Here is a 23,024-nt window from a genome sequence, read left to right on the forward strand (position 1 = left end):
GAAAAGTAGCCGGCAAACCATTTATTATGCAGGTGCCGCCGCAGCCCCTTTTTTAAACTCAAGCACCCGGTAGTTGAACAAGCACCTTCTCTTCTATTTCATATAATCATCGTACGCTCATATTAGTATGCAATCTGTAAAAGTCTCCTTTTGAACTAACGAGATTTTCAGATTAACTAATGTCTTAGTATGTTAAATAACCCTGTCATGAAAGAGGAACGATGGTAAGGAAAATATCCATCTTTAACCATGATTATGTTTCTCTTTCGCTTTATTTCCACGTTTATCAGGAGGATTCATCACATTTCCATTATTCTGGTTGTCTTTATTCTGATTGTCGTTATTCTGGATATCATTATTCTGATTGTTGTTATTTTGAATATAATTAGACTGGTTTTCGTTATTCTGGTTTGGAACATCGTCAGGAATTCCGCCTTTAATGTACAGTTCATTATTCACACTATAAACGTCGCTTGGCTGCTGAAAGCTGGTTGAGTCTGTTCCAAATGCTTGCATCATTGCTTTAAACATTAGTTGCGAGATTTTCGTAGTATCTCCAATCATATAGTTGCCTTGACCATTTTGCACATAGCCGGTCCAAACAGCCATCGTGTATTGCGGAGTATAACCCGCAAACCAGCTATCGTTAGTCGCGTTGGATGGGTATCCAAATTGCGCACTGGTCTTGTCGTCAAAATTGGTTGTACCCGTTTTTCCGACAACATTTAATCCAGGGACATTTGCTGTCGTACCGGTACCAGAGTTTACGACTGTCCATAACATAGACGACACCATATAGGCTGTGTAATCATGCATAACACGTTTTGGCTGCGGTGTAAAGCTCACAACTTTGCCATTTGGAAAGACAACTTTTTGGACAAAATGAGGTGTATTGTATACTCCGTTATTTCCAAAGGCGCTGTAGGCTCCTGCCATCTCTAAAGGATTAACCGTATTGCTTCCAATCGCGTTTGATTCATACACTTGGTTGTTTTTAAAAGTTATTCCGAGATGTTCTGCAAAACTCTTTGCCTTCTCCATTCCTACTTCTCGTAACGTTAGAAGAGCAGGAATATTATAAGAATATTGGAGTGCCGTTCGGATGGACAACATTCCGTGATATTGATGATCCCAGTTTGAAATAGGTTGACCATTTGTATACGTAGTCTCCTGGTCATTAATTTGGTGAGCAGTCGACCATTTTAAATTTTCAATGGCAGGACCATAATCAAAAATCGGTTTAAAAGATGAACCCGGCTGGCGATTGATATCGATCGCAAAGTTGTTACCTCGAAATGCTGCTTTATAATCATTTCGACCGCTTCCAATTGCCCTTACTTCACCCGTTTTTGTATCTAGGAATACGAAGGCTCCCTGAAACTTAGGATTGGGATAAGCAATAATATTATTTGTGTTCAGCATTTTGTCCGCATAATCCTGTTCTTTCGGATCCAAAGTCGTATAAATAGATAAGCCGTCAGTGCTAATGTCTACATTCTTAAGTTTTCCTTCCACTTCTTTTACAGCAGCATCCAAAAACGCTTCATAGGGCATAACTTGCTGACTGATTTTCGGCACAAGCCCTTCCGTTATTGGAACTTTCATTGCATCCTGCATTTGTTTCTCCGTAATATAACCCTGTTTTTGCATAGAGCTTAAGACAAGATTTCGGCGATCGGTTGCAGCTTTTTTGTCTTCTGGTTTGGTAGGATCGTAATTACTTGGACTTTGTGGGAGCCCTGCCAACATAGCAGCCTCAGGAAGCGTCAATTTATTTAGATTATTTGCATCGATTCCGTAGTAGCTTTTCGCGGCAGCAGCCACTCCGTAGGACCCGTCTCCAAGGTAGATCTTATTTAAATACATCATTAAAATTTCTTGCTTGGAATACTTTTGTTCCAGCTGATAGGCGAGACTCCATTCCTGTATTTTTCGCTTTAATGTTTTCTGAGGTGACAAAAATGAATTTTTAATCACCTGCTGTGTAATCGTACTCCCGCCTTGGGCTCCGAAATGCCCTGTAATATTCTCGAATATTGCTCTAGCAGTTCCTTTTATATCAATGCCATGGTGTTCATAAAAATGTGCGTCTTCCGTGGCAATAAATGCTTGTTCCAACACTTTTGGAACTTGATTATACGTAATTTTTGTTCGCTTTTCCTTCCCGTATTCATAGAGCAAGTTTCCATTTTTATCATAAAATTTCGTCGAAAGCGGATCTACTAGTTTTGAAGAATCTAATTTAGGCGCATCCTTAATCATAGCAGCGAACGTAATAGCTCCTGCTCCTGTTGAAACAACTCCAAGCAGCAAACAGGCAATTAACACTTTTTTCAATAAGGATCCTTTTTTTGGCGATTTATTACTTCTTTGTTGATTTTGTCTTATGTTTTCAGCTTGTTTTCGTTCCTGACGATAACGATACGTTTCTTCTGACATTCATCTTCTCTCCCATGTGTAAGTTACTTAAAGTTGATTTAAAATAAGAATCTTTTATCACTTACTTATCACTGATTGATGAGTTGATATTTAGACCATTACTTTTCATTCAAAACACGTATATAACGGATTAAAGAAGTAATGATCCAATAATCCCCTTAATCGCCTTTCAAAATAAAGTACTTACGCTGTTCGATCTTTTCTAATATTTCTAGTACAACCTCTTCCATCTGAACATCCAGATTTTTCTCTATTTTCTCTCGTTTAATATCATTCTCTAAAGTATAGCAAACAACAAATTCCTTAAAACTAACTCTCCCTATCTCGTACTCTATCTGAAGGTCTAAAGTTAAAATGAACGTCTCCAAAATGCATACGGTTAATCACCCAAAAAAACTGGTGGCATTCGCTTTTTTAGTATAGCATGAAGTATTTTAATTTTTTATTAAAAAATGTTGACAAACATTAGCTGGTTTATTTCAAGAAGGATTTTTCAATTTATTCTTTATTTCCTGTTTGTTGTACAAGGAAAGGAGATTTAAACGTTTTCTACTAAGACTGTTTTTCTATTAAAATTGTTGTAATTCAAATGAAATATTCCTATTATTTATTTGACAAATAGTGATGTTATACTTTAGAAAAACAAAAAAATTTAAAAATTTTGCATGAAATTTACTGTTCGATGCTAATTCAGCTAGAATACATAAAATTACGTCAAATTATGTTGAATATTGTCCTTTCTGAGATTGAGAGTATAGTAGTTTGGCAAGTAGAAAGCAGGGAAAATTTTTGAAAAAGAAGCTTGCAATTTTAAGTACGACCATCATGCTTGGCTTAGGTGGCCCAATTTCAATTCCAACGGTAAAAGCCGATACACAACAAAGTATTTCTCAAGCCAATTTAAATATTTCACAAGCTAAAGTCGGACTTGCTGCTGTTAAACAACAAATGGATCGTGTTAACCAGGCTATTACTGAAAATAATAAAAAAATAGCTGCTGCAGAGAAGGAAATAACTGATAAAAATAATGAAGTCAACCAGCTTCAGACACAAATATCCGCTCTTCAAGTTAAAATAGAACAACGAAATGATGTGTTAAAAAAGAGGGCTCAGTCCTTTCAGGAGACGGGCGGCAATGTCAGTTATATCAATGTCTTAATGGATGCTTCAAGCTTTAGAGATTTTGTTGACCGGGTTGGGGCAGTGGCACAGTTGGTAGAAGCTGATAATAACCTGTTAACCCAACAGGAAACAGATAAACAAGCTTTAGAACAAAAACAGGCATCTGTGCAAAAAGTGCTTGCAGATCTTACTTCGTTGAAATCTAATTTGGATGGAATGAAGGCAGAGCTTACTGACCAAAAAGTACAACAGGAGGCTAACCAGGCAACTCTTCAACAAAAGCAACAGGATGGCTATAATCAGCTTGCAAATTTAATGGCTCAAGAACAACATTCTGCAGATGCAGCTATAAGTTCATTCGCAAGCGCTCCTGCTGCTCCATCAAGCGGCAGTATCAGCACTGTAATTCAAGCAGGGTATAAATATATTGGCAGATCTGTCTACGTTTTCGGCGGCGGCAGAACAGTATCCGATATTACAAACGGCTTTTTCGACTGTTCCGGTTTTGTGCATTGGGCATATGCTCAAGCAGGTGTAAATTTAGGTTGGAATACAGGCGCAATGCTTGGAAATGGAGTACGTGTACCTGCAAGTCAAATGAGGCCTGGTGACCTTGTGTTCTTTGATACTTATGCATCAAATAGCCATGTCGGAATTTATATTGGCGGAGGAAACTTCATTGGTTCACAAAGCTCTACAGGTGTTGCAGTTGCAAGTATGTCCAATGTATATTGGTCGCAACATTTCAAAGGCGTGGTAGTACGAGTTATAAATTAATAGCTAAACAATTAAAGGACCGAATCTCGGTCCTTTTGTTATTATTGATATGAAAGTTTTTGTAAATTTGCATTTATATTTTTCTTACTTGTTTGATCGTAATAACCATTTGTTCTTTTATCTTTTAATGGTTTATGTTAATCTCTTTTTATTTTCAAAAATGTATTGAAATCCATATAAGAAAAAAGCCTTGTAAAAGAAGTAAAGGAAGAATTGAAATGCATTAAGTCGAACTAATTTAAATAATTTTATCTTTGGAAATAAGCTTTTAGCTAAAAATGTAAATATTAATTGGAAAAGAGCATTTAGCATAATGAAGTTTTTGAAATGGCCGTATGTCCATTTTAATGACCATAAAGCCACCGCCAACATTGGACCTATTAAAAAAGGAAATTCATTATGAAAAAAAGAATGTGGTTTATTATAGAAAAACCACCATTTACGTTTTTTTCCAATCGGAACATCAATACAATTTATTAAAAATACAAAGATAAAGGTTGGGAAAAATCTCTTTATACTTCGCCAATCCAAAAAAGATATTGATATCCATGAGAGTAATACCATTGTAATATTAAATAACCACTTATTTTTCATTAACATATGTAAACTTCCTTTTTACTTTTTTTATTTAGAGTTGCTTTTTTTAAAAAAATTATTCATTTATGGTTATTTAATATAAGTTGCTTTTTCCACTAATGAAGCAGGTTAGCAGTTGAAGACGTCTTGATAGCTGGTGAAGAGGCTAAATTAAATTTCGATGAAGAAGAAGCCCATTACCTGTACATTAAGCAATAGAGGCTGGGCTTCTGCAATTTAGTTATGGTTATATTAAAAAATAGTAAGTTCTCCTTGTAAATTTGGAGTTCCGCCACCCTAGTAGGCGATGAAATACTTAAATATACTTTCTCACATTAAATTTAAACTTCAGTCTCTTCTTGATAAGCAAGTATTTCTCTGTGTAGCTGTTCCCACTGTTCATATAGTTTAATAGCTGTCTGATAGTCATCGAAGTCTGATTCTAAATCATACTGTAATTTGTCTTTTAATTCACGGCATGCCCCTTCCCATTCCTCTAAGCTTTTTATATCAAAGAGGTTTGAAAACTTCGGTTTCATACTTTCCCAGTGATAATAAATGTTATTACACCATTCCAACAAATCTTCACGGTATTGTTGCTGTTCTTCAATTTTCATCACATTATCAGATTCAACTTCAATCTCTTCTTGATAATCAGCGTGAGCTTCTCTGTAGGGGCTTTCAATTGTCCGAAAATCACCGAAGTCTGCTTTAACATCATCCTGTAATTTCTCTTTTAATTTACGGTATGCCCCTTCCAATTCTTCTAAGCTTTTTAAATCTAATAATTTTGAATACCTCGGTTTCATACTTTCCCATTGATGATATATATCATTACACCATTCCAACAAATCCTTACGGTAATGTTGTTGTTCTTCATTTTTCATCCATCTTTCAGATTCAACGTCTATTTCTTTATAAGCATGAGCTTCTTTGTCTAGCTGCTCCCATTGTTCATATAGGTTTTTAGCTGTCTGATAATCATCGAGGTCCGCTTTTATATCATCCTGTAATTTCATTTTTAATTTGCCGCATGACTCTTCCCATTCTTCTAAGCTTTTTAAATCAAAAAGTTTTGAAAACCTCGGTTTCATACTTTCCCATTGATAATAAATGTTATTACACCATTCCAACAAATCTTCACAGTATTGTTGTTGTTCTTCAATTTTCATGTCTATCCCTCACACAGGTAAATTTACTTTTTTCTATTTCCATTTTTAAGGTTTATTTCCTTTTCCCCCTCAAAAGATTAAATCCATTTATTGTTTACGTTAAAAATGATAATCACATAAATTTAGAAAGAAAATGAGGGTCCATAGTGTAAGAAGTTAGCCCCCAGTGAACTATTTATATAGAGCCCTTATATAAAATTGGTAGCTGGAAGAGGTATGATTCCCAAAATCACTATATGCAAAGTGCCTTAACGGGTGATAGTCCAAATTCAAAGGATTTTTGGGGTAGTGGGCACACTTTTACCTTATCCTTTTCGGATTTAGCTTATTAAGGGAAAGTGCGCCATTGTTTTTTTAGTTATGAGGATACAAACTCGCCTTAGCTTGATGGTGATGGTGGCTAACCCCTATTGACTTTTTTGTAGGATATTATACATATTCGGCAACTTTTCTTCTGAAAGGAGAACAAGGACAGTTGTAAAAGAATAGTCTATCGTATGGTAAAATAGAAAATTAAATGAAAAGGATGCTGCAAATGCCTGCGATTATTGGCGGACCAATACAAATAAATATTGTTGCTTGTAGAAGTTTGACAGCCGAAGGATTAAATCGTTGATTAAGTCCCTCAGGACTTATCAAGACACCTGTTAAAGATTCTAAAGAACTACATAGCTGAGGCAAGGAAGTACTCGCTACTTTTTGACTTAACCACACGCACAACGCTATCTCTTTCATAATTCTTCCAATAAGTCACCTAGATGCAACCATACCTAGTTTTTTTAATTCATGTTTAATTTTACGAATACCATAGTTCTGGCGGCTTTTATGAAAAATTTCTACGATGGCAGCTGTAAGTTCTTCGCCAGAGTTGGATTGTTCTTTTGCTTCATAATAATAGGTGTACTTCTCGGTAATTGTAGGACGTCGCACATTGCTGATATCGAGTATTTGTCGATTATTTTTGATCACATTTACTTTCGTCCCATTATCAGCGCAGCTTGCTGAGCAAAGCCCCGTTAGTTGCCTTGATTACAGCTTCGATTTGTAACTATTTTTCCAGAACTAATTTTTTAAATATGAAAGCAGTTCGTCAGCAGGGGCAAGTAAAGCCTAATGGATGAACTTCTTGACAGTATTTGAACTGAAAGATAAGATTAATTTAACAGAACCCCACACGCCTCTTAACAATGCGGACCAAGTGGGGTCATTTTATTTCAAGGAGAAAATTAAATCGGAATCCGAAAATAATCTCCCTATATGATGCCTCCTACTACTTTAAAAGAACAAGTAGAATTATATAAAAGTAGAAAAGTTCAGTTCTATTCCTTCATACGCATGATTTAAGTAAAAGCTCCCCATTTTTTAAATAATCCCCATCATTGACAGTAATGTAAGGGAATCCGCCGTTTACCCGCATATTACTAATTGATCGTGGACATCCTTGTTCAGGCAGAAAAAAAATATTTGAGGTTCGGGAAATTGAATCTGATATTTTGTTTATTCGAAATTATTTAAATAACACCCTCTTTGTCTCTGTTAAGATTTCTTCATTGGAACAATTGGTAAAATTAGATGTGAAGGATATTGTTCATTATGATAAATGGTTTGTTTTGCCTTTATTGTTTTACTGCTCTCATTTAAGGATTCTCCCGTATTTGGATTAGGTAAATATTGAGGAAAACTGCTCGAAGATATTTCAAGTGTGATTCGATGACCTGTGAGAAACACATTGCTTATTGCCCAAAGATCGATATCAAACTCAACCACTTCACCCTTCAATTCTTTTTCAGGACGGAAACCGTTCCGATATTTGGAATTCACTATTCCTTCTGCTAAAATCAATGCCTTGCCATTCGGCGCCTTATCGACGAGCTTTGCTGTAAAATCTGTATCCTTAGCATCGGAAGAAGCCCACAGCTTCATTTTCACAGGACCTGTTACTTCCACTGAATCGGTTAAAGGCTCAGTCGAATAGACGAGCACATCTAGCCGTTCCTCAATCTCGCGTTGATTAAACGGTCCCATTGTCAACGGGCCAGCAAACAAGGTACGTCCTCCTTTTGTTGGTACAGGATTTTTAGGATCATATATAAAGGAATCCGGATTCTCATCTACAGGAGGAATCATCAAAAGTAAGCCAGCACCGTTTTTCGTATTGGCTTTCCCACAGCTATGCAAATAGAAATTGGTGTATTGGGTACGTTTAAGCGGCCATTCAAGTTCATCACGCCATTGGTTGATGCCCATGACAAAAATTTTAACCGGAGGTTCTGTTTCCAAACCGGTATCGATTCCTTTTAACCAATGATTAAACCAGCGTATATGGAGATCAGTTATATCTTGTTCGAGATCAATCCAATCACCCGATGCATGGACGCCAAAGTAGGATTCTCCCTGGACGGAGGCAAAATATCCATGCCCCCATGGCCCGACAATCAGCTTCTGATGATGTCCTGCTTTAGCCATTTCCATATAATTCGTTAAGGTCGGACCGATAAAGCAATCATACCAGCCGCCTAAATGATAGGCCGGAATCTGCAAGTCTTCATATTTATCGGCAATGCTCGACTGCTTCCAGTAATCTTCATCTTCAGGCGGATGGGACAATTCCTCAAAAAAATAGCCGGCAACTTCCAGTTCCATTAATGGAGGCCATTTATTAACCGGGGTAAACCGGTATAAATCTCCCATTCTATTAAGATAATCGGCAAGCTTTCGCATGGCTTCCTTTCTTTCCTCGGGTTTAGCGTATTTTCGCCTCAATAAATCTGGCACGATCGATTCGAGTGTCCAGGTTTCCGTTAACCCCGGCAGGTAAGCGCCATTACGGTAAGAAACACCGGTTCTTTGATCATTCAACGTCATAGCAGGGAAAATGGCCGCCAAATGTGGTGGCTTTTTCGTTGCAGCCAAGAGTTGTGTATATCCATAATACGACAAACCGAACATGCCTACTTTACCTATTGAATAAGGAAGTGATGCTGCCCATTCTATCGTATCATATCCATCATCAGCTTCCTGTCTGAAGGAGCGAAATTCTCCCTCTGACTGAAAGCGGCCTCTCACATCTTGAATTATAACGACAAATTCATTTTCAACAAGACGGTTCGTATCCAAATAGCGGTGGGAGTAATACGGATGATCTTTACTGTAAGGAAGTCTTGTTACCAAAACCGGAAATTTCCCTTCCCTATTGGGCCGGTAAATATCCGCATAAAGAATAACGCCATCGCGCATCATACACGGGACGTTTTTTTCAACTATAATTTGAAACGGTTTCATTATAACCCCCACTTTCTTGCGGTTTTGTTTTAAAACTTGTTCTGACCAAAAAATACAATCACAAAAGTCGATAAGCCTCAGGGGAAAATAGTATATTTTAATGGTTACTGGCTCGTTTCCGTTTCTATTTATTCATTGTTATTCGGCTTCATTTGTTAATAAATATTTTTTGAAAGAAGCGTTGCTACTTTCAGGATCAGTAAAAAACAAGAAATAGGGGCAGCAAGCAATCCTGCAGCCCCAATCACGCATACTAACTAAGTTGGAAGCAAGTCATTGCCAATTTTTTTCACAAAGCCAAGTCCGATGCTGTGCGGCCACATATATTGACCTAATGTAATCGTTATACAAGCGGAACCATACCAAGAAATACTCTATTTAATATTTCATTGAAATTTATAAAATGTGACAATAAAAATGCTGAAATATGAATGAGCATTTTAAAAGTCGTCTCTTATCAGCGCAAAAAGTTTTTCAGTACTATTTTTGGGGTAGTGGCAGAGCACCCAGGTTAATGATTGACAATTTTTTTTGCCGCATAGATGCGCTCAATTTCTTGAAGTTCACCTGTCGCTGTCAATTTGGCTTTCATCCCGTAATAGTAGAGGACGGCTGGTAAGATTAAGGCAACGGACCATGAAATGTCAGCGTGACCGATGGCTTTCGATATGGGTCCTTCATATATTCCCTCGACATTCATGAAGGGAATTTGTGCCACGACGCTGATAAGGTATGTGCCAATACAAGTCCAGTTGAATTTTCCGTATTTGCCGTTTACATCAAAAATATCTTTGATACTATAATTCCCACGACGAAGGAGGTAGTAATCGACTAAGTTGATCGCACTCCACGGCACCATGATGTACTGAAGCAATAACATGAAATCATTCATGATGGTCACAAGGTTGCCTTGACCAACGATGCCGATACATGTTGCAATTATCGTGCAGATTGCCAGGATGGCAAACCGTTTGGATGGTGTCACTTTGATTTTCGTGAAAGGCTCAATTGATGTAACAGTCGCCATGAATGCACAGTAGAGGTTCAGCACGTTAACACCAAGGATCCCTAGAACGATGACGATATAGACGATCGGTGCCAAACTGTGACCGACCAAGTTTGCAAGAAATCCAGTCGGATCAATCCCGAACTTGGAGGAAGATGCGATAAGGATGACGCCCAGCGCCATCGTCCATCCTGTCCCGAGAACACCACCTGCATATGTCCAGCCAAACGTTGCTCGTGGCGATGTGTTGCTTGGTAAGTACCGAGAGTAATCGGCGACGTATGGTGCGTATGTCAACAACCAAGTGGTGCAAACACTTAGTGCCATCAAAAACGGCCCAACTTTAAAACCGGAAACCGACCAACTATGTGCGGGCAACGGAAGTCGTAAAGCTTCGACAGTGATAACGATGAAAACGATCGCAAAGATAATTGCGAAATATTTCTCAATTGCATGGATAAGGTCATATCCATAAGTTGTGACAATCAAAGTGACACCGTTAAGTACGACCATTGCAAGCCATACGGGAACTGCAGGGAAAGCACTATGGATGGCCTGTGCACCGAGTAAACCACTATAATATACTGATCCGATGTACATTACCATGACGAGTATCAATGGCAAGATAGCGCCGATGACACCAAATTGTGCTCTGCTTTGAATCATTTGAGGTATGCCAAGCTTCGGGCCTTGGGCAGAGTGTGTCGCCATAAACAATCCGCCAATCAAGTTGCCTAGAATCACCGCAGTGAGCGCCCAGAATACGTTCAGACCAAGTGATATGGCAACAGCTCCGGTAATAACCGGTGTAAGCTGCATGTTACCACTAAACCAAATATTAAATAAATCCCGTGCTTTGCCGTGCCGTTCCGAGTCCGGTATATAATCAATACTACGTTGTTCTACTTTCATTAATAGCCCCTACCTCTCATTTTTCTCATGTTTTATTTGAGTGCAGTTGTACCATTTTGTGGAAGTGTTGCAACCCGTGTTCTGTCTAACTCCGCGTTTGGTTGTGAAGTTTGGTGTTGCTGTTGTTGGTTGTTCTGTTGTCCTGTTACTTGCTTTTTCTTTTTTAATTTTGCAATTTTCAGAATTTAACATTTCGATTGTGGCTTTAATTGTTCAGCTTCCGCATTATCTGATAATTCAACTTGGAAAAGTCCCCCTTCTTTTAATTGAAAAACCGAAAAGAAGGGGATAAAATCGATAAATTTCGTTACCATTTTCCTCCAAATAGAAATGAACATTAAGCCTTTATTGAAGCAAGCGATTGAATAATCTCTGCTGCGCGATCCCCGACTTCGGAAGTAGTGGCTTTTCCCTTCATATCATGGGTTAATACCTTCCCTTCCACAAGCACTTCCTCGATAGCCTTCAGCACGAGTTTCCCATAATGTTCATATCCTAAAAAGTCTAGCAGCTGGCTGGCAGACCAAATCGCCGCCAAAGGATTGGCCAGGCCTTTACCCGCAATATCTGGGGCAGATCCGTGAATCGGTTCAAACATCGATGGATATTTTCTCTCCGGATTGATATTCGCCCCTGCTGCAAGCCCAATCCCCCCGGCCAAGGCCGCACCTAAATCGGTTAAAATATCACCAAATAAATTTGAAGTAACCACGACTTCAAATCGCTTAGGATCGGTAATCATTAGCATCGCTGCAGCATCTACGAGATAGGACGCTGTTTTCACATCCGGGTACTCCTTGCTCACTTCAGCAAAGATCTGATCCCAGAAAACCATTGAATAATTCAAGGCGTTTCCTTTACTAATGCTCGTTAGAGATTTACCTTCCCTTTTAGCCGTTTCAAACGCATAGCGGATGACACGTTCCGTTCCTTTTCGGGAAAAGACACCTGTTTGCAGGACAACTTCGTTCTCCTGGCCTTTAAATAACCAATCTCCTGCACCTGCATATTCACCTTCACTATTTTCACGGATAAACAGCATATCCACTTCTTCCCGTTTCACGTCCTTCAATGGGCATGTTGCACCTTTTATTAACTTGATTGGACGTATATTAATGTATTGGTCAAAGCCTTTTCTAATCTTTAGAAGTAAATCCCATAATGAAATATGATCAGGAACTCCTGGATAACCAACAGCACCGAGGAAAATCGCATCAAATGTTTGCAATTTTTCAATCCCATCTTCATCCATCATCACACCATGCTTAGTGTAATACTCACAACCCCATGGAAAGTATGTGTATTCGAACTGGAGAGAATTGTCCAATTCGGCTATTTTATTTAAAACCTTTATTCCTTCCTGGAGAACTTCTTGTCCAATCCCATCTCCAGGAATAACGGCAATTTTATAGGTGCTCATTATTTTTCTCCTCTGTTCCATACAACTAATTTTAATTCCGTCATTTCCTCTACTGCATATTTGATTCCTTCACGGCCCGTTCCACTCTCCTTAACACCACCGTAAGGCATATGGTCAACACGGAACGTTGGAATATCATTGATCATTACAGCTCCAACTTCAAGAGCCTCAGTTGCAAATAGCGCGCGATCAATATTTTTTGTATAGACACCTGCTTGCAGACCGTATCTTGAATTGTTCACGTATTCAATTGCTTCTTCAACTGTTTTTACTTTATTTACAATCACAACTGGAGCAAATACCTCTTGGCAAGATACTTTTAACATCGGGTCAACATTAACGATTACGGTTGGCTCTAAAATACCATCTTTTAGTTTTCCCCCAGCTAAAACCACTGCCTCATTTTGTTTTGCTTCTTCAATCCAACTTAAAGCCCGTTCCGTTTCCTTTTTGGAAATTAACGAAGAAATATAGGTTTCCGGATCTAATGGATTACCAACCTTTAATTTCTTTGATGCTTTAACGAATTTTTCAACAAATTGATCATATACCTCTTCATGGGCATAAACGCGCTGCAAGGAAATACAAACCTGGCCTTGATTTGAGAAAGCTCCCAAAATACAGCGGTCAATGACCTGATCAATATTTGTATCCTTATCTAAAATTACCGCTGCATTTGACCCAAGCTCTAAAGTGGTTTTCTTTAGGCCCGCTTTATTGCGGATTCCAATTCCGACCGCTGGACTTCCGGTAAAGGTAATCATTTGCACACGGTCATCCTTTATAATCGTCTCACCCACTACTGACCCTGATCCGGTTACGACATTCAATACCCCATCCGGCAGGCCGGCTTCTTTAAAAAGCTCAGCGATGTATAGAGCGGATAAAGGAGTCTGTGAAGCAGGTTTTAACACGATTGTATTCCCTGAGGCAATCGCCGGTCCTACTTTATGGGCTACGAGATTCATAGGAAAATTAAAAGGTGTAATTGCCCCGATCACCCCAATTGGATTGCGAACGGTATAACCGATCCTTCCGACACCGCCTGGTGCAGCATCAAAAGGGATCGTTTCGCCATGAATCCTTTTTGCTTCTTCGGCCGCAAATTTATAGGTTTCAATTGTTCTTGATACTTCCCCTTTGGCAAAAGAAATCGGCTTCGCTGATTCGATAGCGATTACTTCTGCGGCTTCGTCTGCTCTTTCTTTCAATAATTCTACCATTTTTTCTAAAATTGCTGACCTCTCAAATGCTGGCATTTTTGAAATCACTTGAAACGCTTTCTGTGCTGTTTTTATCGCCTCTTTTGTTAACTGTTCATCTGCCATGGCAATCTCGACGATGATTTCATCTGAATATGGAGAGTAAAGCGGCGCATAGGTGTCAGCCTCTACATCACGGCCATTAATAAATAAATGCTTTTTTTCTGCAACCTTTAAATTTGTCATCGCCCTAACGCCTCCAATACCATTTCGTGGAATTGAACAATTGCCTTTTCAGATTGAGAATATACTCCTTGGTTAAAGGCACGGGAACGGAATCCAATTTGCTCTAATTCTACTAATTCAACATCTTCCTGTCTCACTTGCTCCGCAAATGCAACCAAATCTTTTTCTTCTTGTGATAAGTTTTCATCTTTAAAGTAATAAGTGTAAACTCCTAAAGTGGTTTCATGGTCAATTGGAATCATCTGAATAGTGGCCATATTTCCCGGACCTGGGTAAATCGTAACCATTAGGTTTGGCCATAACCAATAGAACTCCCCACCTTGCATTTCCGCTTCATTTAAGTCAGTTGTTCCCATTTTTTTATCCGGCTTTACAACTGACCCTTGAACGGAATAGTTTTGGCAGGTAACAATTTGGTAGTTTTTCATATCCAAGGTGGCAACAAAGCTTGGGTGGGCCACATGGCAGTGATCACACTCTAAATAGTTGTCAATGAACGCTTTCCAGTTTGCTTTAATGACACGCGTTTTCTGATTAATTCTTTTCAGTTCTCCCATGAATGGGAATTTGCCCAGACGGTCAAAGAAATCACCATATGTTTCACTGAGAGATTTTGCATTATCATCAAGGTTTACAAAAATTAATGACTCCAAGATTTCCATTCTTACAGGTTTTAAACAACGGTCGCTGACACAGTGGGCGTCTTCACCTGTAAAGTTAGGAGCTTTATTCAATGCTCCATTTAAATGGAATGTCCAGCCATGGTAGCTGCATTGTAGAATTTTCTTTTGACCGGTCTCATTTTTCTCCAACTTTGTCGCACGGTGCGGACAAACATTATAAAATGCACGAATTAATTCATCCGTTCCCCGTGTAACTATAATCGGCTCACCCGCTACATCAGTGGTGAAAAACTGTCCCGGTTTTTCTAATTGACTTACATGTCCAACTAATTGCCACGATTTTGCAAAAACATCTTCTATTTCTTGCTGATGTACTTTTGGATCAGTATATAAATCATAAGTTAATGTTCTTTCAAATGTTCGATTTGCTTTATTTTGAACTTCATTATAAGTAGCCATTTCGTTTTTCCTCCTAATGGGTAAAATAGTATATTTAAAAATTATTATCTAAAAACCAATTTTGTATATGCGAAAGCCATCCCCCCTAAAAAACAGATTATTAATATGAATCATTTTCGATTCACTTTTGTAATTCTTAAATGCAACGTGACAATAGTAAAAATTAAGCGTTTACAAGATAATGAATATTTTGTTTAATTAACTCAGAAAGATACTTTTAACTAAACTCACTTTTAATTAATGCAAGTATCATGCCAAACTTTAAATAGCTAAATTAATTTGAATATTGTCGCTTTTCTTTCGAAATTTGTTCAAATTTCGTTCAAAAATCGAGTTGATAATAACTCATTTGAATTAATACTAACTCACCTAGTTAATGGAGGAATCCTAAAATGGTTTCTGGAACACAAAGTCCCTTCGAAATCACTGTTGAGACATTAAAAAAAATTCTTGATAATTCATCAGACGAAATTTTTGTAATCGACTCTGAACAACGAATCGTTTTCGTTAATAGCGTCTGTGAAAAACATTACGGTTTAAAACCGGAAGAGGTTGTGGGGAAATATAACGATGAATTATTTGAAAAAGGGTATTGGAAACCTTCCATAGTCCCTTTAGTATTCAAAGAAAAAAAACCTGTCAGTATGAAGCAAACAACTTATCTTGGGGCGGAACTTTTAACAACTGCTGTCCCTATTCTAAATGACCAAAACGAAATCGAACTTGTCGTGACGACCTCACAGGAGTTACAAAACTATAAAAGTATTAAAAAGGAAAAAGAAGATAATTCATCTTCAAATAACAATACCAGCTCTACCCCAATCACAAACTGTGAAAAGATGAAAAATATCTTAAAAGTTTGCGAAAAAATTGCGAAAGTTGATTCAACCATTTTAATCCAAGGTGAATCAGGAACAGGTAAAGGGGTTTTAGCTCATTACATTCATGATATAAGTCGGCGACAAGACAAAACGTTTTTAAAAATTAACTGTGCTGCTTTACCTGAGGATTTACTAGAATCAGAGCTTTTCGGCTATACAGAAGGCGCATTTACAGGCGCAAGTAAGTATGGAAAAAAAGGCTTGCTTGAAATTGCAAATCAAGGCACATTATTTCTCGATGAAATTGGCGAGATGCCTTTATCGCTTCAGGCAAAGCTTCTTCAGGTCATTCAAGAAAAACAGTTCCTTCCAATTGGCGGACACGAAATGAAAAAAGTAGATGTTCGGATCATCGCTGCAACCAACCGCGATTTAATTGAGATGGTGGGAAAGAACTTGTTTCGAGAGGATTTATTTTACCGTCTTAATATTATTGATATCCAGCTGCCGCCATTGCGCGAGCGCAGGGAGGATATTATTCCGTTAACCTATAATTTTTTATATAAATTTAATAAAAAATATGAAATGAATAAAATTATCTCACAGGAGTGTTTGGACCTATTTTATTGGTATTCCTGGCCAGGAAACATCCGCCAGCTTGAAAATGTCATGGAGAGACTGGTTGTCACGAGTGATTCAATCATTCAAAAAAATGCCTTACCTGATTTAATCTTAAAAAATATTAAACCGAAAACGCAGTACATCTTCCCTTCTGAACTTGATCAAGCGATTGAACATGTGAAGAAAACGCTGGTGATCCAATCCTATAAAACACAAAAAAGCTCTAGAAAGGTTGCAAAAGAACTAAATATCAGCCAAACTAGGGCTGTTAAGCTAATAAGTCAATATTGTGGCGAGTTGGAGGAAAAATAAACAAGGCGAAATTCAATAAGCTGTTGAATAACGATTCTTTTTATCCATTATTTACTTGTCTTTAGAGATTTTAGGTTCTTTTGGTACAGCGGCTTCTCGCAATGAAACAGGAATCTACGGTCTGTAAGGCGTAAAACATTACATACCGAGGTTATCGGTCCATTCAGTCTTAAGTCTCTTATCTGAATTATTCAAGTTAGAGGATTAATGGTAACATTTTGGTAACGAAAATACTGCTAATTATATACAAGTTGGATTGAAAGTTGGTAAAGGATAAGCCAAAAAATTATTACTATGGATCTTGAAGTGTGATTCTCCTATAGTGCAAGAAAGATAGTTGTTTATGGTTTTAACCGATGATTGTGGTACAGGCAAAACAACCACTATTCGAAGGTTTGGAGATCGACTTGATAAGGGAAAATTTCAAGTACTCTCATTATCCCATATTCTTGTTGGGCAAAGTGAATTATGGGATCGTCTAAAACTCCAATCATTCGCAGCGAAACGTCAAAGAATCGACATTCAGTTCTGATTGGGACATTAATATCGTACTCAGGTTGGTGAGTATTTGGCAAAGCACCTTCATTATGCAGGAGTAGACCAGCAAGTCTTTTCTGACGGAGCTTTAGAAGAAATTCATCGTTTTTCAGGGGGCGCCGCAAGGCCCATAAATAAGTTATGTACTCATTGTTTATTATATGGAGCACAGAATGGATTTCGCATAATTGATGATCACATGGTCAAACTGGCCATTGAGGGAGAATTATCGTGATTCTCCCCTTTTTTCAATATGTGTCTGGACATTAATTTCGTCAATTCGGGGGCAACTGATACCGACAATTTCTGGACTATATGATATATCAATAACAAAAAAGAAAATAAGCTACACTTCTTATGTTAAGTCAAAATATTTGATGGTAAGTAGTTTATAAATTTATAAACTTGTAATAATGATAAAATATTCCCTATTAATAGAAGCTTTTGCTTTCGTTAAGCAAAGGCTTTTCTTTCTATTTTATATATATGGTACTTTTCAATTTTTTTCATACTCATTAACTAACTTATAAAATGTTGTCTTTTTAACTCCTATTTCTTTCATCGCCTTCACAGCTGTCACCTCTCCCCATTTCCATCGATGATAAGCTTGTTTAAACTCTTCTGTAATAATAGATTTCGGTCTTCCAAAAGTTACGCCACTTTTCAATTCGGCATCGGCATTCACTATCAGGTGATCAAGGGCCTCGATTCACAGCACTCTTTCAATCATTGGGAGCAGCGAAGCAAGCGACACGATTCCTGGCGTAGCCGGTCCAGTCAGTTCGGGTTCCTTTCCCCGTCGGATGAACTTCTTTTCTCTGCTCATTCCTATCACGTCCTTATCATTTAAGACTTTTTCAGGGCTCAAGTTCAAAAATAACAAAGGGTTGTAATAATGTTGCCAAGTTAATGTCTAATATTTCATGCAGGATATGCTTAACCCTTGTCGCAAAGTACGCTTTTAATCAATGTATGACATTCCGAAATAATGTATGTGGCTTAAACGGAGTAGTTGTACAGGAAAGTAAAATTAAGTTTTATCTGTTTTGAAATTAAAGTTTCTGAAAGATTACTTTGCAAGGGGGGAACCAGCCATGTTTGATTCCATTTTACCAATGACAAGTTGGAGAGCTTATGGGGGCAAAGATCGTTGTAATTCCTGAGAAAAGAGAGTAAGTTCATTTGAAACCTCGGGACACATAAAAAACGTTATTTTTTCTGTAATTTCATGGAAAGTATGGTGTTTTTCGGGTGAATTGAGGTTTCAAATGCAAGAAACTGGGGAATGTAGTAGAATAGATAGTACTGGAGGGGGATTGATGAAAGAATATATTTATGTGAAGAACGAAAAAAAAGTTAACTTGAAATTTGGAATTTTAAAAAAAGACATTGTATTTACCATATCAATCTTGTTAGCAATCGTAAGCTGTTTATTCCATGCACCAAAACTAGAATATATTAATTTTAAAGTATTAGTCAGTTTATTTAATCTTATGCTCGTAGTTAAGGCTCTGGAAGATCTTAAACTATTGGATAAGTTCGCCATTGCTATACTGAGTAAATGTCATAATAGTAAAAGTGTTTCAGCAATCCTAATTTTATTATGCTTTTTTAGTTCCATGCTTGTAACGAATGATGTGGCATTAATAACATTTGTACCATTAACACTTATAATTAGTAAGATTATACAAACTTCTATGTTAGATACTATTATACTAGAGACAATTGCGGCTAACATCGGAAGCAGCCTAACTCCTATGGGCAATCCTCAAAATCTTTTCATATTTACTAACTACGGAATAAGGCCCATACAATTTTTTACAACAATCCTTCTATTAGTGGTTCTTGGAATTATTCTGTTATTCTTTCTTAATCAAAGATTGAATAGTAAAACACTGGAAATGGAACTTCCGTATATTCCTATAAAAAATAAAAAAAAGGCAACAGTATGGGGAATTCTATTTGGCATCATATCTGCATCCATACTAGGGGTTTTAAGCTACAAACTTGCGTTCATCATCGCATTGGGAACCGCATGTATACTTGATATAAAATTATTGAAGAAAATTGATTATTTATTGCTTATTACTTTTATATGTTTTTTTATATTTATAGGAAACATATCGGAATTAAAGGTAGTGCACACATTTGCAAGCGAAAATCTCAAAAGTCCTACATCTATCTTTTTCAGTTCCATAATTTTAAGCCAACTGATAAGCAATGTACCAGCTGCGATCTTTTTATCAAAATTCTCCGTGAATTGGCAGCCTTTATTAGTAGGTGTGAATTTAGGTGGACTTGGTACGATTGTTGCTTCCCTCGCAAGTGTAATTTCATTTAAACTTTTTATTAAGAGAGATCCACAAAAAAGTAAAATGTACCTTATAAGGTTTAGCTTTTATAACTTTTCGATTTTAGCTATTTTAACTCTTGTTTATTATTTTACGATGAAAAATCAAAATTTCTTTTAATACAAAGTAATAGGTTTAAACAATTTTGGGTCCTACCAATATAAAAAACCCAATTTCTCAAATTTTAATACTGAGAAATTGGGTTTTTTTTATTGGATTTGCCTTAACATATGCCTATAGGGGTACCGCCCCATGCCTATCTAGCTAAGGCAAATCATTATCTCCCAAACGAAAAAAACGTTATTCTTTCTGTAATATCATGGAAAGGATGTGTTTTTTATGTGTAGTGAGGTTTTAAATGAACTTACTCTGTTTTCTCAGGAATTGCAACGAACTTTCCAGATGTGTTTGCCTCAACTTACCAAGGATCTGGAGGGAGTAGCCATACAGCTGGTGTCAAAATTCAATTAGAATATGATCTTCTTAGTGGCCAATTTATGCACATTCATTCAGGACCAGGTAAACAAAATGATCGAACCTACGGTTCTACTTGCTTACAAACAGTACAACCCGGTGATTTATGTATACGTGATTTAGGTTATTTCGACCTGAATGATCTCCATCAAATGGATGAGAACGAAGCCTATTATATCTCTCGCTTAAAATTAAACACTCGAATTTTTCTGAAGAATCCTGAACCTGAATACTTCAAAAATGGAACGGTCAAAAAGCAAACAGAGTATATTCTATTGGATTTGGAAGAGGTTATGAATCAATTAAAACCGGGGCAAACCAATGAGATCTCTGACGTTTACATTGGACAGTATCAGAAGTTGCCAGCTAGAGTCATTATCCATCGACTGACAGAAGAACAAACCAGAAAACGGTGGAAAAATCAAGAGTTAAAGGAGAAAAAGAAAGGGATTATTATGAAGGAACGGAGTAAACGACTCAGTGCGATGAATATATACATAACCAATGCATCACCCGAAGATGTTCCAACGGAACACGTACGATCTTTACTCATTACGTTGGCAAATCGAATTACTCTTTAAAACATGGAAATTCTTCTTTGAAATCGATCATTGTAAAGAGATTAAAAAAGAGCGATTAGAATGTCATCTCTATGGTCAACTAATTGCCATCCTCCTTTGTTCTTCCACCATGTTTCAAATGCGGCAGCTACTTCTCACCAAGAAAAAACAAGAACTCAGCGAATATAAAGCCATTTATGTCATTAAAGATTATTTTGTATTACTGTTTCAATCGATACAAAAAGGCACCCAAGAGCTATCAAAGGTCCTGTTTCACCTGTTTGCCCTCCTACAGAAAAACGGGCGAAAATCTCACCGATACGAGAAAAAAACAGTCTTTGATATTTTGGGTGTTGTCTATCAGTATACCACGTGCCAAAAGAAGGCAGCGTAATTTTTAAAAAATAGCCTGTTTCAGGATTATTTGGCATGCCTTTTTTTCAGTAACGTGGATGGTTGTCTTATAGAAATAGCTCTACTCTAACCATACATCAGCGTTAGCTTGATGGGCATGGGGTACTACCAGCAAAACGCGGATTTACAACGTTAAGAAAATTACAATATTAAAAAGCCCAATTTCTCAGCATTAAATTGAGAAATCGGGCTTTTTTAGTTACTCCAGAAAAGCGCCCGATTGTTGAAGACCTTAATTACTATATCTTGTTGAACCAATGCACCCTTTTAATGGAATAACAGTAGACCTTCTATTAACTGGTTTAGTGAAACGAATAAAGTAGGGAAACCTCTTTCGAGGCTTCCCCCTTATCAAACCATACGTGCCCTATTAAGGCATACGGCTTACCAAATGTTACAATGTTTATCAAGAGGATGCATTCCAGGCATTTTGCATCTTTTGGATTCGATGAGGAGTAAAATATTCCTCACCTTTTGTTTTTGCTAGCTTTATTGCGTTTTGTTGTTTTCGCTTTCCTTTAATCTTCATTTCTTTTATATATTCTTCAAGGGTGTAACCGTACGCTTTGTTAAGATAAAGCCAATAACTAAGTATTAATTTAATCACAGGTTAGAGTCTATAGAAATAAAGAGAGGAACGCTTTGCGTTCCTCTCTTTTTATTAACATCCATTCGTCCCAGTAGGAACCAATCCCAGTTAAAAAAGCATTTCTTCTTTTTCTTTTCCATATTTTTTATTCTCTTTTTTCTCTTTTTCTTTTAATACATAGCTGAGTAAGTCTAGTACAATACGGGCTGCTACTTGTCCGGTCATGCCTGTTGGATCATACGGAGGGGCAACTTCTACTAAATCAAACCCGATGACTTCTCCTCTTTTGGAAATCCCTTCAAGCAATTCATTAACCTCATCGTAGAGGAGGCCGCCTGGAGAAGGTGTACCTGTTCCAGGCGCAATTGACGGATCGATTCCGTCAATATCAATCGTTACATAATATTTTTCGCCCGCAGGAATTAGCTCCAGCACTTCCTTAAGTCCCATCTTTTTCATCTGACGCGGTGATAGGATCACGCTGCCGTATGTTCTTGCTGCTTCGACGTCTTCTTTTTTGCTGCTGCTGATCCCGCGAATGCCAAACTGAAATATTTTCTGAACATGTTCCAGCTCAGATAAGCGGCGAATGCAATTTCCGTGACCATACCGCATTCCTGAGCGATGATCCGCCCAGTCTAAATGAGCATCAATTTGAATCACATGAAACGGACCTATGTCTTTAAGTCCTTTTCCAACTGCTGCTGTGATGGAATGATCGCCGCCTAATACAACCGGCATAGCACCTTTGGAAATAATTTTTCGGATTGCTTCTTCTGTATTCTCATGGCACTGCATAATATCCCCGTGTACCATGTCTACATCACCGCAGTCGACGACTTTCCATTCAGGCCCAAGATACATAATATCGTTTTCAATATCATAAGCACCATCCAGACCGAAACTATATAATGTAGAACCTTCGCGGATTCCTCTAGGGCCCATTCTTGCTCCTGATTTCCATTGTGTACCCATGTCATTTGGCACCCCGATGACCGCTACATCTGCGTCAAGCTGGTTCAGGTTCGCACACATTGGGTATTTTCCAAAAGTACAAATGCCTGTAAAAGGTAAATTTAAAAACTGTTTTTCATCACGATTAGACATTC

At 37.6% G+C, this 23,024-nt stretch carries 15 protein-coding genes and 5 pseudogenes; 8 read left to right on the top strand and 12 right to left on the bottom strand.

All coding sequences use genetic code 11. The annotated features are described in order from the left end of the window. Nucleotides 1–243: 243 nt before the first annotated feature. Nucleotides 244–2,439 carry a transglycosylase domain-containing protein gene (locus J2S10_RS21875; protein ID WP_307412354.1) on the bottom strand — a complete coding sequence of 732 codons (2,196 nt, stop codon included), beginning with the start codon at nt 2,437–2,439 and terminating at the stop codon, nt 244–246. A 789-nt stretch (nt 2,440–3,228) separates the two neighbouring features. Here J2S10_RS21875 and J2S10_RS21880 point away from each other — a divergent pair. Continuing rightward, nucleotides 3,229–4,338 (top strand): coiled-coil domain-containing protein, encoded by a 1,110-nt coding sequence (locus J2S10_RS21880; protein ID WP_307412355.1) that lies wholly within the window; start codon nt 3,229–3,231, stop codon nt 4,336–4,338. A gap of 132 nt (nt 4,339–4,470) precedes the next feature. Here the strand turns inward: J2S10_RS21880 and J2S10_RS21885 are convergent, their stop codons facing one another. The 5 genes and pseudogenes from J2S10_RS21885 to J2S10_RS21905 form a co-directional block, all read right to left on the bottom strand. Beyond that, nucleotides 4,471–4,938: a hypothetical protein gene (locus J2S10_RS21885; protein ID WP_307412357.1), complete on the bottom strand. Its 468-nt coding sequence runs from the start codon at nt 4,936–4,938 to the stop codon at nt 4,471–4,473. A 317-nt stretch (nt 4,939–5,255) separates the two neighbouring features. Continuing rightward, nucleotides 5,256–6,086, bottom strand: coding sequence for a hypothetical protein (locus J2S10_RS21890; protein ID WP_307412359.1), 831 nt, complete (start codon nt 6,084–6,086; stop codon nt 5,256–5,258). 579 nt (nt 6,087–6,665) lie between these two features. Beyond that, nucleotides 6,666–6,812 (bottom strand): annotated as a pseudogene (locus J2S10_RS21895) (IS4 family transposase); the annotation flags it as partial. A gap of 27 nt (nt 6,813–6,839) precedes the next feature. Next, nucleotides 6,840–7,097: pseudogene (locus J2S10_RS21900) on the bottom strand (IS3 family transposase); the annotation flags it as partial. A 300-nt stretch (nt 7,098–7,397) separates the two neighbouring features. Further along, nucleotides 7,398–7,506, bottom strand: a pseudogene (locus tag J2S10_RS21905) (SpoVR family protein); the annotation flags it as partial. Nucleotides 7,507–7,525: 19 nt separating this feature from the next. Here J2S10_RS21905 and J2S10_RS21910 point away from each other — a divergent pair. Continuing rightward, nucleotides 7,526–7,612 (top strand): annotated as a pseudogene (locus tag J2S10_RS21910) (SpoVR family protein); the annotation flags it as partial. A gap of 10 nt (nt 7,613–7,622) precedes the next feature. Here J2S10_RS21910 and J2S10_RS21915 read toward each other — a convergent pair. Both J2S10_RS21915 and J2S10_RS21920 read right to left on the bottom strand, forming a co-directional pair. Then, on the bottom strand, nt 7,623–9,368 hold the full coding sequence (locus J2S10_RS21915) for a CocE/NonD family hydrolase (RefSeq protein WP_307412362.1): 1,746 nt from the start codon (nt 9,366–9,368) through the stop codon (nt 7,623–7,625). Nucleotides 9,369–9,879: 511 nt separating this feature from the next. After that, the gene (locus tag J2S10_RS21920) at nt 9,880–11,286 is read right to left on the bottom strand and encodes a purine-cytosine permease family protein (protein WP_307412364.1); all 1,407 of its coding nucleotides are present in this window, start codon (nt 11,284–11,286) and stop codon (nt 9,880–9,882) included. Between the two features lie 58 nt (nt 11,287–11,344). Here J2S10_RS21920 and J2S10_RS21925 point away from each other — a divergent pair, with 58 nt between their 5' ends. Then, entirely contained in the window at nt 11,345–11,578 is a 234-nt protein-coding gene (locus tag J2S10_RS21925; RefSeq protein WP_307412366.1) for a hypothetical protein, read from the top strand. Between the two features lie 45 nt (nt 11,579–11,623). Here J2S10_RS21925 and J2S10_RS21930 read toward each other — a convergent pair whose 3' ends face one another. From J2S10_RS21930 to J2S10_RS21940, 3 genes are read right to left on the bottom strand one after another with little or no spacing between them, the layout of a single operon-like run. Next, entirely contained in the window at nt 11,624–12,706 is a 1,083-nt protein-coding gene (locus J2S10_RS21930; protein ID WP_307412367.1) for a tartrate dehydrogenase, read from the bottom strand. After that, the gene (locus J2S10_RS21935; RefSeq protein ID WP_307412369.1) at nt 12,706–14,154 is read right to left on the bottom strand and encodes an aldehyde dehydrogenase family protein; all 1,449 of its coding nucleotides are present in this window, start codon (nt 14,152–14,154) and stop codon (nt 12,706–12,708) included. Before J2S10_RS21935 ends, J2S10_RS21930 begins: the two co-directional genes overlap by 1 nt. Next, entirely contained in the window at nt 14,151–15,236 is a 1,086-nt protein-coding gene (locus J2S10_RS21940) for an aromatic ring-hydroxylating oxygenase subunit alpha (protein ID WP_307412371.1), read from the bottom strand. Before J2S10_RS21940 ends, J2S10_RS21935 begins: the two co-directional genes overlap by 4 nt. A 392-nt stretch (nt 15,237–15,628) precedes the next feature. Here J2S10_RS21940 and J2S10_RS21945 point away from each other — a divergent pair, with 392 nt between their 5' ends. The 5 genes and pseudogenes from J2S10_RS21945 to J2S10_RS21965 all read left to right on the top strand — a co-directional run. Continuing rightward, complete coding sequence (locus tag J2S10_RS21945) at nt 15,629–16,990, top strand: sigma-54 interaction domain-containing protein (RefSeq protein WP_307412373.1); 1,362 nt, start codon at nt 15,629–15,631, stop codon at nt 16,988–16,990. 343 nt (nt 16,991–17,333) lie between these two features. Further along, nucleotides 17,334–17,522: a hypothetical protein gene (locus J2S10_RS21950; RefSeq protein WP_307412375.1), complete on the top strand. Its 189-nt coding sequence runs from the start codon at nt 17,334–17,336 to the stop codon at nt 17,520–17,522. 36 nt (nt 17,523–17,558) lie between these two features. After that, entirely contained in the window at nt 17,559–17,762 is a 204-nt protein-coding gene (locus tag J2S10_RS21955; protein ID WP_307412376.1) for a hypothetical protein, read from the top strand. Between the two features lie 1,084 nt (nt 17,763–18,846). Further along, on the top strand, nt 18,847–19,998 hold the full coding sequence (locus J2S10_RS21960; RefSeq protein ID WP_307412463.1) for an SLC13 family permease: 1,152 nt from the start codon (nt 18,847–18,849) through the stop codon (nt 19,996–19,998). Between the two features lie 278 nt (nt 19,999–20,276). Continuing rightward, nucleotides 20,277–21,306: pseudogene (locus J2S10_RS21965) on the top strand (IS4 family transposase); the annotation flags it as partial. Nucleotides 21,307–22,023: 717 nt separating this feature from the next. On the opposite strand, the gene speB reads toward J2S10_RS21965, so the two are convergent. Further along, on the bottom strand, nt 22,024–23,022 hold the full coding sequence (speB, locus tag J2S10_RS21970; protein WP_307412378.1) for an agmatinase: 999 nt from the start codon (nt 23,020–23,022) through the stop codon (nt 22,024–22,026). Nucleotides 23,023–23,024 lie beyond the last annotated feature (2 nt).

Source organism: Neobacillus ginsengisoli, assembly GCF_030813055.1.